The organism is Amycolatopsis sp. lyj-90 (assembly GCF_046549035.1).
Taxonomy (GTDB): Bacteria; Actinomycetota; Actinomycetes; order Mycobacteriales; family Pseudonocardiaceae; genus Amycolatopsis.
This window is the reverse complement of record NZ_JAJPWP010000015.1, coordinates 87,866-100,318: the sequence shown is the minus strand read 5'-3', so window position 1 is coordinate 100,318 and position 12,453 is coordinate 87,866. Positions and strand designations below refer to the sequence as shown.

The 12,453-nt window shown below is 68.9% G+C and carries 13 protein-coding genes; 10 read left to right on the top strand and 3 right to left on the bottom strand.

Annotation, left to right across the window (positions count from 1 at the left end; translation table 11 throughout):
• Window position 1 precedes the first annotated feature (1 nt).
• On the top strand, window positions 2–457 hold the full coding sequence (locus tag ACLJPX_RS41065) for a hypothetical protein (RefSeq protein ID WP_410605601.1): 456 nt from the start codon (window positions 2–4) through the stop codon (window positions 455–457).
• A gap of 35 nt (window positions 458–492) precedes the next feature.
• Here ACLJPX_RS41065 and ACLJPX_RS41060 read toward each other — a convergent pair whose 3' ends face one another.
• Window positions 493–1,173 (bottom strand): peptidylprolyl isomerase, encoded by a 681-nt coding sequence (locus ACLJPX_RS41060; protein ID WP_410605600.1) that lies wholly within the window; start codon window positions 1,171–1,173, stop codon window positions 493–495.
• 146 nt (window positions 1,174–1,319) lie between these two features.
• Here ACLJPX_RS41060 and ACLJPX_RS41055 point away from each other — a divergent pair, with 146 nt between their 5' ends.
• A complete protein-coding gene (locus ACLJPX_RS41055) occupies window positions 1,320–1,931 on the top strand; it encodes a hypothetical protein (RefSeq protein ID WP_410605599.1) in 612 nt (203 codons plus the stop codon).
• Window positions 1,932–1,943: 12 nt separating this feature from the next.
• Here ACLJPX_RS41055 and ACLJPX_RS41050 read toward each other — a convergent pair whose 3' ends face one another.
• A complete protein-coding gene (locus ACLJPX_RS41050; RefSeq protein WP_410605598.1) occupies window positions 1,944–2,213 on the bottom strand; it encodes a DUF2631 domain-containing protein in 270 nt (89 codons plus the stop codon).
• A 95-nt stretch (window positions 2,214–2,308) separates the two neighbouring features.
• Here ACLJPX_RS41050 and dxr point away from each other — a divergent pair, with 95 nt between their 5' ends.
• From dxr to map, 6 genes are all read left to right on the top strand, one after another.
• Window positions 2,309–3,514, top strand: a complete 1,206-nt coding sequence (dxr, locus tag ACLJPX_RS41045; RefSeq protein ID WP_410605597.1) for a 1-deoxy-D-xylulose-5-phosphate reductoisomerase — start codon at window positions 2,309–2,311, stop codon at window positions 3,512–3,514.
• A gap of 3 nt (window positions 3,515–3,517) precedes the next feature.
• Window positions 3,518–4,759 (top strand): M50 family metallopeptidase, encoded by a 1,242-nt coding sequence (locus tag ACLJPX_RS41040; protein ID WP_410605596.1) that lies wholly within the window; start codon window positions 3,518–3,520, stop codon window positions 4,757–4,759.
• A gap of 118 nt (window positions 4,760–4,877) precedes the next feature.
• Window positions 4,878–6,029: a flavodoxin-dependent (E)-4-hydroxy-3-methylbut-2-enyl-diphosphate synthase gene (gene ispG / locus ACLJPX_RS41035; RefSeq protein WP_168214373.1), complete on the top strand. Its 1,152-nt coding sequence runs from the start codon at window positions 4,878–4,880 to the stop codon at window positions 6,027–6,029.
• A 166-nt stretch (window positions 6,030–6,195) separates the two neighbouring features.
• On the top strand, window positions 6,196–7,050 hold the full coding sequence (locus ACLJPX_RS41030; protein ID WP_410605595.1) for a GNAT family N-acetyltransferase: 855 nt from the start codon (window positions 6,196–6,198) through the stop codon (window positions 7,048–7,050).
• Window positions 7,051–7,116: 66 nt separating this feature from the next.
• On the top strand, window positions 7,117–8,922 hold the full coding sequence (locus tag ACLJPX_RS41025) for a penicillin-binding transpeptidase domain-containing protein (RefSeq protein ID WP_410605594.1): 1,806 nt from the start codon (window positions 7,117–7,119) through the stop codon (window positions 8,920–8,922).
• A gap of 23 nt (window positions 8,923–8,945) precedes the next feature.
• Window positions 8,946–9,803: a type I methionyl aminopeptidase gene (map, locus tag ACLJPX_RS41020; protein ID WP_409490326.1), complete on the top strand. Its 858-nt coding sequence runs from the start codon at window positions 8,946–8,948 to the stop codon at window positions 9,801–9,803.
• 74 nt (window positions 9,804–9,877) lie between these two features.
• On the opposite strand, the gene ACLJPX_RS41015 is transcribed toward map, so the two are convergent.
• Entirely contained in the window at window positions 9,878–10,567 is a 690-nt protein-coding gene (locus ACLJPX_RS41015) for a FadR/GntR family transcriptional regulator (RefSeq protein WP_410605593.1), read from the bottom strand.
• A 48-nt stretch (window positions 10,568–10,615) separates the two neighbouring features.
• On the opposite strand from ACLJPX_RS41015, the gene ACLJPX_RS41010 reads away from it, so the two are divergent.
• Together ACLJPX_RS41010 and ACLJPX_RS41005 are read left to right on the top strand one after the other, a co-directional pair.
• Window positions 10,616–11,863 carry a CynX/NimT family MFS transporter gene (locus ACLJPX_RS41010; protein ID WP_410605592.1) on the top strand — a complete coding sequence of 416 codons (1,248 nt, stop codon included), beginning with the start codon at window positions 10,616–10,618 and terminating at the stop codon, window positions 11,861–11,863.
• 55 nt (window positions 11,864–11,918) lie between these two features.
• Window positions 11,919–12,428 (top strand): hypothetical protein, encoded by a 510-nt coding sequence (locus ACLJPX_RS41005; RefSeq protein ID WP_410605591.1) that lies wholly within the window; start codon window positions 11,919–11,921, stop codon window positions 12,426–12,428.
• Window positions 12,429–12,453: the final 25 nt, after the last annotated feature.

Sequence of the window (12,453 nt, the reverse complement as noted above, 5' to 3'; positions counted from 1 at the left end):
GATGTCATACGAGTATGAGGCATGGTGTCTCGAAAAGCCAAACATGGCGTCGATAGCGCGTGTTGCCACGTTGGTGATGCGCACCGTTCTATCGGCCGATCTCGAAATTGTCGCCGAGTATGACTCTGGTAGATCGTGGAACCTTTATTGGGGGGTGGAAGCATCGGCGACTGTCATTGTGATGGGGCCAGAATTCGCGGATGTTCCCGGAGAGAATTGGATTGTTTCCGCGGAGGGTGGTGCGCGCGGAATGGAACTGCATGAGCTCCTGTCTATCGTGATCGTCGCTGCCGCGGCTGTTGTGCACGGTGGAGTCGTGGTCGATGAGTCCGGAAGGCTGGCTGCAAGAAAGAACGACCCTTTCGGGATTCTGCTGGACCTTATGCGGTCTGGGTCGGCGAGCGGCGAAGTGCTGCTTCAGGTAGTTCGCAAAGGGTTGTTACGTGATAATGGTTAGGCATAGTCGCAGAGGTAGGTGATGCGGGTGAAGAATCAGAAGCCGACGGTCGCTTTCTGGATCTTCACCGGCTTCGCGGGCAGCCCGTCGGCAGGCACGTTCGGATCCGTCGGGATGATGCCGTTCGCCACGATCCGGTCCAGCACCTCCATGCCCCGCACGACCTTGCCCATCACCGAGTAGTTCTTCGGGATGTTCGCGAACGAGTGCACGATGAAGAACTCGCTGCCGTTGGTCCCCGGTCCCTGGTTGCCCATGGCGATGGTGCCGCGCTCGTAGGTCTCGGTGCCGTCGACCTCGTCCGGGAACTTGTAGCCCGGGCCGCCCTTCTCGGCTTCGTAGATGTCGCCGCACTGCAGGACGCCGAGGCGCGATGAGTTGGTCAGGCGCCAGCACTGGCTGTGGTCGTAGAAGCGCTGGAGGGCCAGGCTCGCCAGGTTGTGCGCGGCGCACGGGGCGGCGCCCGCGCGGTTCAGGCGCACGGTGACGGGGCCGTAGTTGAAGCGGAACGTGACGTCGATGGTGCCGCGCGTCAGCGCGAAGCGGAGCGGCCGGAACACCGGGCGGGCCGCGGGGTTCTCCGGCGTCGGCGTGAACTCGCAACGCACGATCGGCAGTGAGCCCGTGGAGGCGGCGGGCGCGGCCGTGGCCACACCAGGCAGCAGGACGGCGGCGAGAGTGGAAACGACAGCGGTGACACCCCAGCGCAGCTTCATGAGGGGGAACCTAACTCAATCGGGTGGTCGTCGGGTAGCGCTTCACGGACCGGGCTGGTGGGGCATCGGTTCGGGTGGTCGTGAGTGGCGATTCGGGTTAGAACACGAATCGCCACTCACGACCACCCGAACCGAACGGCCACCGCATGCTGAGCTCCCTCACCGCCGCGCACCTCGCCCTCTCCCTCGTCCTGCTTCCACCCACCGAGATCCGCCCCGACCAGGTCGACCACGTCGCCCTGCCCTGCGCCCAGGCGGGCGCCTCCGCCGACGACGCCGACACGGCGGGCGCGCTCAATCAGCAGCTCGGCACCAAGATGCGCGGCTACATGAACCCGTACAACACGTCGTGCGCCAGAGCGGTCGTCGAAACCGTCCAGAGATCGGGCCTCAACGAACGCGCGGCGGCCATCGCGATCGCCACGGTGATCGTCGAGTCGAGCATCGCCAACCTCGACGGCGGACTCGGCGACTCCGTCGGGCTCTTCCAGCAGCGAGCGAGCTGGGGTTCCTTCGCGCAGCGGACCGATCCGGTCTGGGCGACCGGCAGGTTCCTCGCCGTGATGCGGCAGTTCTTCCCCGGCGACTCCTGGAACAACCTCGCCATCGGGGACGTCGCCGCGGCGATCCAGCGGCCGGCGGCGAAGTACCGGCATCGCTACGGGGTCGAGGCCGACGACGCGGTCAAGATCGCCGCCGAGTTGTGGGTCCAGAACGGCGAATGGCCCCTGTCCTCGACGGAGAACAGGGGCCGGTAAGCCGTGAAGGTGCTACTTGCGCCAGGCCGTGCGCTGCTTGCGGATGTCCATCACGAGACCGAACACCAGCGCCAGCGACAGGCCGATCAGCCACAGGTTCTCGGTCCAGCCGTGGTGGTTGCCGTACAGCATCACCAGCAGGATGATCGCGCTCAGCCAGCCCGCGATCCGCGTCGCCTTCGGGAAGGAACCGTGCCAGCCCCACTCGGCCGACGGCTCGTCGCGGGGGTCAACGGTGTCGACGCCCACCCGGCCGCGCTTTTCGACCGCCTTGCTCGCCACGATCAACTCCTCAAAACCCGATGGTTCGCTTGCCCGCGAATGATCCCACACCTGGCTGCACGCGCCCGACGGGCCCCGCGCGACAATGACCCCCGATGACTACCTCGCGAAGTGTGCTCGTGCTCGGTTCGACCGGTTCGGTCGGCGCCCAGGCCCTCGACGTCGCGGCCCGTAACCCGGAGCTGTTCCGGGTCGCCGGGATCGCCGCGGGCGGCTCCGACCCCGCCGCGCTGGCCGCCCAGGCCCTGGCGCACCAGGTCGACGCCGTCGCCGTCAGCAGGCCGACGGCCGTGGAAGACCTGCAGCTCGCGCTGTACGCCGAGGCGCAGAAGCGCGGCTACTCCAGCGGCGACTTCAAGCTCCCGCGCATCTTCGCCGGGGCCGACGCGGTCATCGAGATGATCGACACCACCCCGGTCGACGTCGTCCTCAACGCCCTCCCCGGTTCCCAGGGGCTCCCGCCGACGCTGCGCGCGCTGGCCACCGGCGCCACGCTCGCGCTCGCGAACAAGGAGTCGCTGATCGCGGGCGGGCCGCTCGTGCTGGCCGCGGCCAAGCCGGGGCAACTGGTCCCGGTCGACTCCGAGCACTCCGCGATCGCGCAGGCCCTGCGCGCCGGCCGCGAGTCCGAGGTCGCCAGGCTGGTGCTCACCGCCTCGGGCGGCCCGTTCCGCGGCCGCAAGCGCGAGGAGCTGGCCGACGTCACCGTCGAGCAGGCGATGGCGCATCCGACCTGGTCGATGGGCCCGCTCATCACGATCAACTCGTCCACCCTGGTCAACAAGGGACTGGAGCTGATCGAGGCGAAGCTCCTGTTCGACATCGAGACCGACCGCATCGACGTGGTCGTCCACCCGCAGTCGATCATTCACTCGATGGTGACGTTCGTGGACGGTTCGACGATCGCCCAGGCCAGCCCGCCCGACATGCGGCTGCCGATCGCGCTGGCCCTGCACTGGCCGGAGCGCGTGCCCGGTGCCGCGACCGCGTGCGTCTGGGACAAGCCCGCGAGCTGGACCTTCGAGCCGCTGGACAACGAGGCTTTCCCCGCCGTCGAGCTGGCCAGGCACGCCGGGACCGTCGGTGGCTGTGTCCCGGCGGTGTACAACGCGGCGAACGAGGAATTGGTGGCCGCTTTCCTGGCACAGAACACCGGCTTCACCTCGATTGTGGACACTATTGCCCAGGTGGTGGAAGCCGCCGACGAATGGCGTCGCGAACCTCGCGACGTGGATGACGTACTTGCTGCCGAGCGCTGGGCTCGCGCGCGTGCCGGTGCGCTGATCGGTAAGGGGAAGTAGCGCGTGTGGTTCATTCTCGGGATCGTGCTGTTCGCGCTGGGGATCTGCCTCTCCGTCGCGTTGCACGAAGCAGGCCACATGTGGGCGGCCAAGGCCTTCGGCATGAAGGTCCGGCGCTACTTCATCGGCTTCGGGCCGACGATCTTCTCCTTCCGTCGAGGTGAGACCGAGTACGGCCTCAAGTGGATCCCGCTCGGCGGGTTCTGCGACATCGCCGGGATGACCGCGCTCGACGAGGTCACCCCGGAGGAGTCGAAGCGCGCGATGTGGCGCTTCAAGACCTGGAAGCGCACCGTCGTCATGTCGGCGGGCTCGGCGATGCACTTCATCCTCGGCTTCATCATCCTGTACCTGATGGCCGTCACCATGGGCCTGCCGAATCCTGCCGCGCAGGCCGCTCCCACCGAGGCGGTGATCAGCGCCACGTCGTGTGCCCGCGCGGCCACCACCGTGGAGCAGCTGAACGACACGACCTGCCCGCCCGGCGCCCCGACCCCCGCGAAGACCGCCGGCCTCCTGGCGGGCGACAAGGTCCTGTCCGTCGCGGGCAAGCCGGTGAAGACCTGGCGCGACATGCTGGCCGCCGTCCAGGTCGCCAGCGGCCCGACGCCGTTCGTGGTCGAGCGGAACGGACAGCAGGTGAACCTGACCGTCGACGTGCCGCGGGTGCAGCGGCTGGTCGCCGACGGCTCCAACAACACCACGGTCAAGGACGTCGGCATGATCGGCGCCTCGCCGATCCAGAACACCGCGCCGCCGATGCTGACCTACGGCCCCGTCGACGCGATCGGCGGGACGCTCAGCTTCACCGGCACGATGTTCTCCGAGACCGCCAGGCGGCTGATCGAGTTCCCGTCGCGGATCCCCGCGGTGGTGGAGTCCATCTTCGGCGGCGAGCGTGACCCGAACACCCCGGTCAGCGTGGTCGGTGCCAGCCGGATCGGTGGCGAGGCCGCCGAGCGCGGTCTGTGGGAGATCTTCGTCCTCCTGCTGGCGAGCCTGAACTTCTTCATCGGCGTGTTCAACCTGCTGCCGCTGCTCCCGCTCGACGGCGGGCACATCGCGGTGGTCTGGTACGAGCGCGTCCGGGACTGGTTCCGGAAACTGCGCGGGAAGTCGGCGGGCGGACCGGTCGACTACACGAAGCTTTCGGCGGTCACGATGGTGCTCGTCTTCATCGGCGGGGCGGTGACTCTGCTCACCGTCACCGCCGACATCGTGAACCCGGTCAAGCTGTTCCAGTGACGGGCGCCTCCGATTACGGAGCGCACTGTCAGCACCGTTGGGCTGCCCAGGTAATGCTGCTCACCGTGACGGCTGACGTCGTGGATGTCCGCCGATCGGGGTAGGTACGCTTGACGGTGTGACTGTCGCTCTAGGTATGCCAGCGCTTCCTCCTCCCGTCCTCTCCGAGCGTCGCAAGACCCGACAGCTGCAGGTCGGGCCGGTCGGCGTCGGGAGCGAGCACCCGATTTCGGTGCAGTCGATGACCACCACCCTCACCTCCGACGTCAACGCGACCCTGCAGCAGATCGCCGAGCTGACCGCTGCGGGCTGTGACATCGTGCGCGTCGCGTGCCCGTCCGCGGACGACGCCGAGGCGCTGTCCGCGATCGCCAGGAAGTCGCAGATCCCGGTGATCGCGGACATCCACTTCCAGCCGAAGTACGTGTTCGCCGCGATCGAAGCGGGCTGCGCGGCGGTCCGGGTGAACCCGGGCAACATCCGCAAGTTCGACGACCAGGTCAAGGAGATCGCGCGGGCCGCGAAGGACCACGGCACCCCGATCCGGATCGGCGTCAACGCGGGTTCGCTCGACAAGCGGATCATGGACAAGTACGGCAAGGCGACCCCGGAGGCGCTGGCCGAGTCCGCGCTGTGGGAGGCGTCGCTGTTCGCCGAGCACGACTTCTACGACGTCAAGATCTCCGTGAAGCACAACGACCCGGTGGTCATGGTGCGCGCGTACGAGATCCTCGCCGAGCAGTGCGACTACCCGCTGCACCTCGGCGTGACCGAGGCGGGCCCGGCGTTCCAGGGCACCATCAAGTCGGCCGTGGCGTTCGGCGCGCTGCTGCGCCAGGGCATCGGCGACACCATCCGCGTCTCGCTGTCCGCGCCGCCGGTGGAAGAGGTCAAGGTCGGGATCCAGATCCTGCAGTCGCTCAACCTCAAGGAGCGCAAGCTCGAGATCGTCTCCTGCCCCTCGTGCGGCCGTGCGCAGGTGGACGTCTACACGCTCGCCGAGCAGGTCACCGCCGGGCTCGAGGGCATGGAGATCCCGCTGCGCGTCGCGGTCATGGGCTGCGTCGTCAACGGCCCGGGTGAGGCGCGCGAGGCCGACCTCGGCGTCGCTTCGGGCAACGGCAAGGGCCAGATCTTCGTCAAGGGCGAGGTCATCAAGACCGTGCCCGAGCACGCGATCGTCGAGACGCTGATCGAAGAGGCCATGCGGATCGCCGAGGAATCCGGCGAGACCATCGGCGAGGGAGAGCCCACCGTCACCGTCGGCTGAGCCTCGGCCGGATGGTCGAGACCAGTGCTAGGAAAGGCCCGTTCCTCGCAAATTTTGCAAGGAACGGGCCTTTCCTGTCGCCTGTGGGCCCCGACCTGGCCAAGTTCTCTCAGCGTGTCGTCAAGCTTGCGTTCCGTTTACGCCGCTCATCTGGCACCCTGGAGTGGTGTTGCGGCTTGCAGGTGCACGGCTGCTCGATGATCGGGACTATCCGGCGGTCCGTGCCGCGCTCGCCGCAGACCCGGTCAGCAGCTGCATGGTCAGTGCCAGGGTGGAGACCGCGGGTCTCGACCCCTGGCGGCTGGGTGGTGAGCTCTGGGCCGCCGATTCCCGTCCGGTTCGCGCGGGCAGGCTCCAAGGGCTCTGCTTCTCCGGGCCGAATCTGATCCCGTTGCGCGGCAACGCCTCCGCCTTGCGCTCCTTCGCCGATCGCGCCCTGCGCCGCCAGCGGAGCTGTTCGTCACTGGTCGGCCCGGCCGAGCAGGTGCTGGGGCTGTGGGACGAGCTCGAGCCGGAATGGGGCCCCGCCCGCGAAGTCCGGCACGACCAGCCCTTGATGGCGCTCGACGGCGTCCCGCACGTGGCCGCCGATCCGCTGGTCCGTGCGGTGCGCCCGGAAGAACTCGACCGGTATCTCCCGGCCGCGATCGCCATGTTCATCGAGGAGGTCGGAGTCGATCCCCGCAACGGCGACGGCGGCGCCGGGTATCGCGCCCGGGTCGCGGAGCTGATCGCCGGCGGCCGTGCGTTCGCGCGGTTCGAGGACGGCGAGGTCGTCTTCAAGGCCGAGATCGGCGCGATGTCCTCCACGGTCGGCCAGATCCAGGGCGTCTGGGTGCATCCGGAACGGCGGAGCGGCGGCCTCGGCACCGCCGGGACGGCGTCCGTCGTGACCAGGCTCGTCCGCGGGATGGGGCGCACCGCGAGCCTGTACGTCAACGCCTACAACAGCCCGGCGCTCGCCGCCTACCGCAAGATCGGCTTCCAGCAGGTCGGGCAATACGCGACGGTTCTCTTTTAGACCGGGCACGGCCCGGATCGGCGTTGCATCCGGTCCGTAACCGCCGGGGCTGGCAGGATCCGGTGCATGCCAGCAGGTCGTCGTTTCGCCGTCGTCATGCTCGCGGGGGTGGTGGGCCTTTCGGCGTCCGGCTGCGGGCTCTTCGCCGATTCCGGTCCCGATGACGCGATCTCGGGTTTCCTCGGCGGGCTCTCCTCCGGTGACGTCTCCGCAGCGGCGTTCTTCACCGATTCGCCGGACGCCGCGCGCGCGTCACTGGAGATGGCGCGGAAGGCGCTTTCCCCCGAGTCGATCAAGGTCGCGGACACGAAGGTCCAGCATGCGTCCGGGGCGGACAACGGGACGGCGACCTATCAGCTCACCTGGAACCTCCCGCGTGGCCGCGCCTGGACGTACAAGGCCGACGCGCAGGTCCATTCCACTCAGGACGGCTGGAAGGTGCGCTGGCTGCCGACCGTGCTCCATCCGCAGCTGGCCGCGCAGCAGAGCATCACGCTGAAGTCCGAGCCGCCGGACCTCGCGCCGGTGCTGGACCGCGACGGGATGCCGTTGCTGCGCCCGCAGACCGTCGTCGGCGTGGTGCTCGACCCGGCGAAGGCCGGGGACCTGACGGCCGTCTCCGACAAACTCGGCGCGGTGCTCAACCGATTCGACGCCTCAGTGACCGGCCAGTCGATCCGCGACGGGGTGAAGGCGCTCAAGCCGGGATCCGGCTATCCGGTGATCAGCCTGCGCGCGAACGACTACCAACAGGTGAAACCCGAGATCTACGACCTGCCGGGCGTCCGGTTCGGCCAGCAGGACAGGCTGCTTCCCGACGACAAGAACTTCGGCAAGCAGGTGCTGCCCGTCGTCCGCTCGCTCGTCGAGGATCAGGTGGAGGGCTCGGCGGGGTGGCGCGTCGTCACGCTCGACACCGGCGGCGGCGAGATCATCGACCTGCACAACGAACAGCCCAAACCGGCTCCCGCGGTCGTCAGCACGCTCAGCGTGAAGGCGCAGGGTTCGGGCGAGCGGGCGCTCGCCCCGGTCCCGACGCCTTCCGCGCTGGTCGCGATCCAGCCGTCGACCGGTGAGCTCCTGGCCGTGGCGCAGAACGCCCCGGCCGACCCGCAGGGCGCGATCGCGCTGACCGGCCGGTTCCCGCCGGGCTCCACGTTCAAGATGGCCACCGCCCTCGCGGCGCTGTCCGCGGGTTCGGTGCAGGCGAGCAGCCCCGTCGACTGCCCCGGCACGGCCACCTTCGAGAACCGGACGGTGCCGAACGAGGGCAAGTTCGCCCTCGGTACCGTCCCGCTGTCCACGGCCTTCGCCAAGTCCTGCAACACGACGTTCGCGAAGCTCTCGACCGAGCTGCCGCCCGCCGCGCTGACCGACGCCGCGCGTGACCTCGGCATCGGCGCGGACTTCGTGATCCCGGGCCTGACCACGATCACCGGCTCGGCGCCGCCGGCGAACACCGTCGCGCAGCGGGCGGAGAACGGGTTCGGCCAGGGCACCGTCGTGACCAGCCCGTTCGGCATGGCGGTCGCCGCCGCGACGGTCCAGGCGGGGAAGATCCCGGTGCCGACGCTGGTGCGGGGGATGGCCGCGACGTCGTCCGGGCTCGGGAAGCCGATCCGCCCGGAGGTGCTCGACGCCCTCCGCGGCATGATGCGCGAGGTCGTCACCGACGGCACGGCGACGCTGCTCAAGCCCCTGCCGGAGGTCCGGGGCAAGACCGGGACGGCCCAGTTCGGCGACGGGACGCACGCGCACGGCTGGTTCGTCGGCTACACCGGTGACCTGGCCTTCGCGGTGCTGACCACCGACGCGGGGACGTCCAGACCGGCTGTCGAGGCCGCCCAGCGCTTCCTGGCGGGGCTCGGCTAGCGAGCAGGTCGTAGGCTGGGCCCATGTCCGTTCGTTCCCCCTTGAAGCCCGGTGTCCAGACGCCGAGGCGAGTCGTCCCCGCCAGCATCGCCCGTCCCGAGTACGTCGACCGGCCGGCGCCGAAACGCGACACGGGCAACGGGGTCCGCACGCCCGAGGTGATCGAGGCGATGCGCGTCGCGAGCCGGATCGCGGCGCAGGCGCTCGAGGAGGGCGGCAAGGCCGTCAAACCCGGTGCGACCACCGACGACATCGACAAGGTGATCCACGAGTTCCTGCTGGACAACCACGCGTACCCGTCCACCCTCGGCTACCGCGCCTTCCCGAAGTCGTGCTGCACCTCGCTCAACGAGGTGATCTGCCACGGCATCCCGGATTCGACGGTGATCGAGGACGGCGACATCTGCAACATCGACGTCACCGCGTTCATCGGCGGCGTCCACGGCGACACCAACGCGACGTTCCTGGCGGGTGACGTCTCCGAGGAGGCGCGGCTGCTGGTCGAGCGCACGCGTGAGGCGACGATGCGCGCCATCAAGGCCGTGCGTCCCGGCAGGCAGCTCAACGTGATCGGCCGCGTCATCGAGGCGTACGCGAAGCGGTTCGACTACGGCGTCGTGCGCGACTTCACCGGCCACGGCGTCGGCCCGGCGTTCCACACCGCGCCGACCGTGCTGCACTATGAGGAGCCGTCGGTCGACACGGTCATCGAGCAGGGCATGACCTTCACGATCGAGCCGATGATCACCCTCGGCACCATCGACTACGACATCTGGGCCGACGACTGGACCGTCACCACCAAGGACAAGAAATGGACCGCCCAATTCGAGCACACCCTCGTGGTGACCGAAGACGGCGCCGAGATCCTCACGCTGCCCTGACGTGAGTCGAAAGGGCCCTTCACCGCATCAAACGCGGTGAAGGGCCCTTTTTACGTGGGACGCGGGAAAGTCCCTCAGCTCTCGTCCTGCTCCACCCTGGCGAGCAGCTCGTCGAGGAAACCGCACGCCTCGGAGGCGGCCCGGTCGGCGTCGCCGTCGGCGATGGCCTCGGCGAGCCCTTCGTGGCCGATCTCCGGCAGGTACTCGCCTCCCGGCGTCACGTTCGACGTCGCGGCCACGCTGGCCGTGATCACCTCGGTGAGCCCGCGGTACATCTCGGTCAGCAGGGTGTTGTGTCCACTTTGGACGACGGCGAAGTGGAATTCCGCGTCGAGCCGGGCGAAGTCCTCCCAGTGGCGCTCCCGCAGTTCGAGATTGCGGCGTTCTAGCAGTGAGCGCAGCTCGGTGACCTCCTCATCGGTCCGCGCTCGCGCAGCGAGCCGGGCGCCCTCGACCTCGAGGATGCGCCGCACCTGCAGCACCTCGCGGAGCTCCGAACCGCACAACCGCCGGATGGCGCCCGAGACCTCGCTCGTGGCCCGTACGTAGGTGCCGTCGCCCTGCCGGACTTCGAGCAGCCCGGTATGCGCCAGCGCGCGAACGGCCTCACGGACGGTGTTGCGCCCGACCCCGAGCTGTCCTGCCAGCTCCGGTTCGGTCGGAATCCGCTGCCCGATGGGCCATTCTCCCTGCGTGACGGCGTCACGCAGCTGCTCGATGACCTGATCGACCAGGCCGGCACGGCGCGTGGTGGCCAATGGCACAGCGTTGTCCCTTCATCCAATCATCCTATGTATGTGATACTAGCCGACGTGCGTGTCGACTCCCGAGAATCCGTTTCCCCGTTCGATGACCGTCTCGAACTCGAAGGCGCGATCGAAACGGAGTGGCGGCCGGGAGTGATCAGCGGCGGTGTCCTGCTCGGCGTCGCGGTGGTCCTGGTCGCCCTCAACCTGCGCCCGGCGATCACCAGCGTCGGCCCGATCCTCGGCGAGATGCGCGACGACCTCGGCGCCACGGCGACCTGGGCGGGCGTGCTCACCACGCTCCCCGGCCTCTGTTTCGCCGCCGCCGGCCTCGCCGCTCCCGCGCTGGCCCGCCGGTTCGGCGTCGGCGCCGCCATCGCGTCCGCGCTGTCGGTACTGGCCGTCGGCCTGGTGCTGCGCGTGATCGACGGACCGTACGTCGTGCTCGGGGGAACCCTGGTGGCCACGGCGGGAATCGCGCTGGCGAACGTGCTGATCCCAGTCGTCATCAAGGACTCCTTCCCGGCGCGTGTTGGCATGATGACCGGCGTGTACACCGCCGCCCTGCAGGGCGGGGGCGCCCTGGGGTCCGCGCTCACCCCTCCCTTGGAGAACGCGTTCGGCGGCTGGCGCCAAGGTCTGGGCGCCTGGTCGGTACTGGCGGTGCTCGCACTGCTCGTCTGGATTCTCGCAGCCCGCGGTACGGGGCGTGCGCCCGTTGCCGAGGCAGGCAAGCAGGGTAGCGGGCGTTCGCTCCTGCGTAGCCCCCTTGCGTGGATGGTCACCCTTTTCTTCGGTACTCAGGCCTTTTTGGCCTACGTGGTGATGGGCTGGCTGCCGGAGGTGATGATCGACGCCGGAGTAAGCAAGGGTGACTCGGGCCTGCTGCTCGGGCTGATCTCGCTCATCGCCGTCCCGATCAGTCTCGTGGTCGCGCCGATGGCCGCGCGGCACCGCAGCCAGAGCCCGTGGATCGTCGGGCTGGGCGTCTTCGGCTTCGCGGGCATGGTCGGCATGATGATCGCCCCGGCCGCCTCGCCGCTGCTCTGGTGTGTCCTCATCGGGCTCGGCATGAGCGTCTTCTCGCTCGCGCTGACGGTGATCGCGCTGCGGGCGCGCACCGGCGCGGACACCGCGCGGCTGTCGGGGATGGCGCAGGGCATCGGCTACCTGATGGCGGCCGTCGGGCCGTTCCTCTTCGGCCTCCTCCACGACCTCACCGAGGGCTGGACCGTGCCCTGGATCATGATGCTCGTGGTCTTCGTCGCGCAGATGACCTTCGGCGCTCTCGCCGGTCGCCGCCGCTTCGTCTGAACACGTTCAAAAAACTTCTTGACCCCGCTCGGGGCGTAGCCATAACCTGAACGAGTTGAACCTGTTCAAAAACTTGGTTCTGGGGGTCGGCGTGGTGGAGGAACTGGCGTACGGGACGGCTCTGGCCTGCTTCGCGGCGGTGTGCGTCGCCTTGGCGCCGTCGCGGCCCGCGGCCGTGGTCTCGCCGTCCGAGTTCTACCGCGCCGTGGATCGGGTGTGCGTACAGGTGGGGACGGACAGCAGGGCGATCCAGCGCTACTGGCCGGACCCTGAGGGGGACGTCGCGACGGAACAGCGCAAGTGGCAGCACTTCGTCGCGACGAGGGTGGGCGAGGCCAAGGACGTCCTCAAGGGGGCGACGGGGGTCCGCACGGTGCCGGGAGGGGCGGCATCGGCGCGGGAGGAGTTCTTGGCGGCCGTCCACGGGTACGTCGAGGCGGGCGAGCGGTTCTTGGAGAACGGGGCCCGCTCGGCCACCTTGATGGGGATCTCGGACACCCGGATGGACGCGGTGAGCGAGCTCGCGGTGCGGAACGGGGCCCGCAACTGCGGCCGCGTCATCTGACCGCCGGGGGGTGCCGGGGGTGCTA

Bases quoted from the DNA above. Each gene is read 5' to 3' on its own strand.
- ACLJPX_RS41065 (WP_410605601.1), top strand. From the start codon at position 2: ATGTCATACGAGTATGAGGCATGGTGTCTCGAAAAGCCAAACATGGCG.
- ACLJPX_RS41060 (WP_410605600.1), bottom strand. From the start codon at position 1,173: ATGAAGCTGCGCTGGGGTGTCACCGCTGTCGTTTCCACTCTCGCCGCC.
- ACLJPX_RS41055 (WP_410605599.1), top strand. From the start codon at position 1,320: ATGCTGAGCTCCCTCACCGCCGCGCACCTCGCCCTCTCCCTCGTCCTG.
- dxr (WP_410605597.1), top strand. From the start codon at position 2,309: ATGACTACCTCGCGAAGTGTGCTCGTGCTCGGTTCGACCGGTTCGGTC.
- ACLJPX_RS41025 (WP_410605594.1), top strand. From the start codon at position 7,117: ATGCCAGCAGGTCGTCGTTTCGCCGTCGTCATGCTCGCGGGGGTGGTG.
- map (WP_409490326.1), top strand. From the start codon at position 8,946: ATGTCCGTTCGTTCCCCCTTGAAGCCCGGTGTCCAGACGCCGAGGCGA.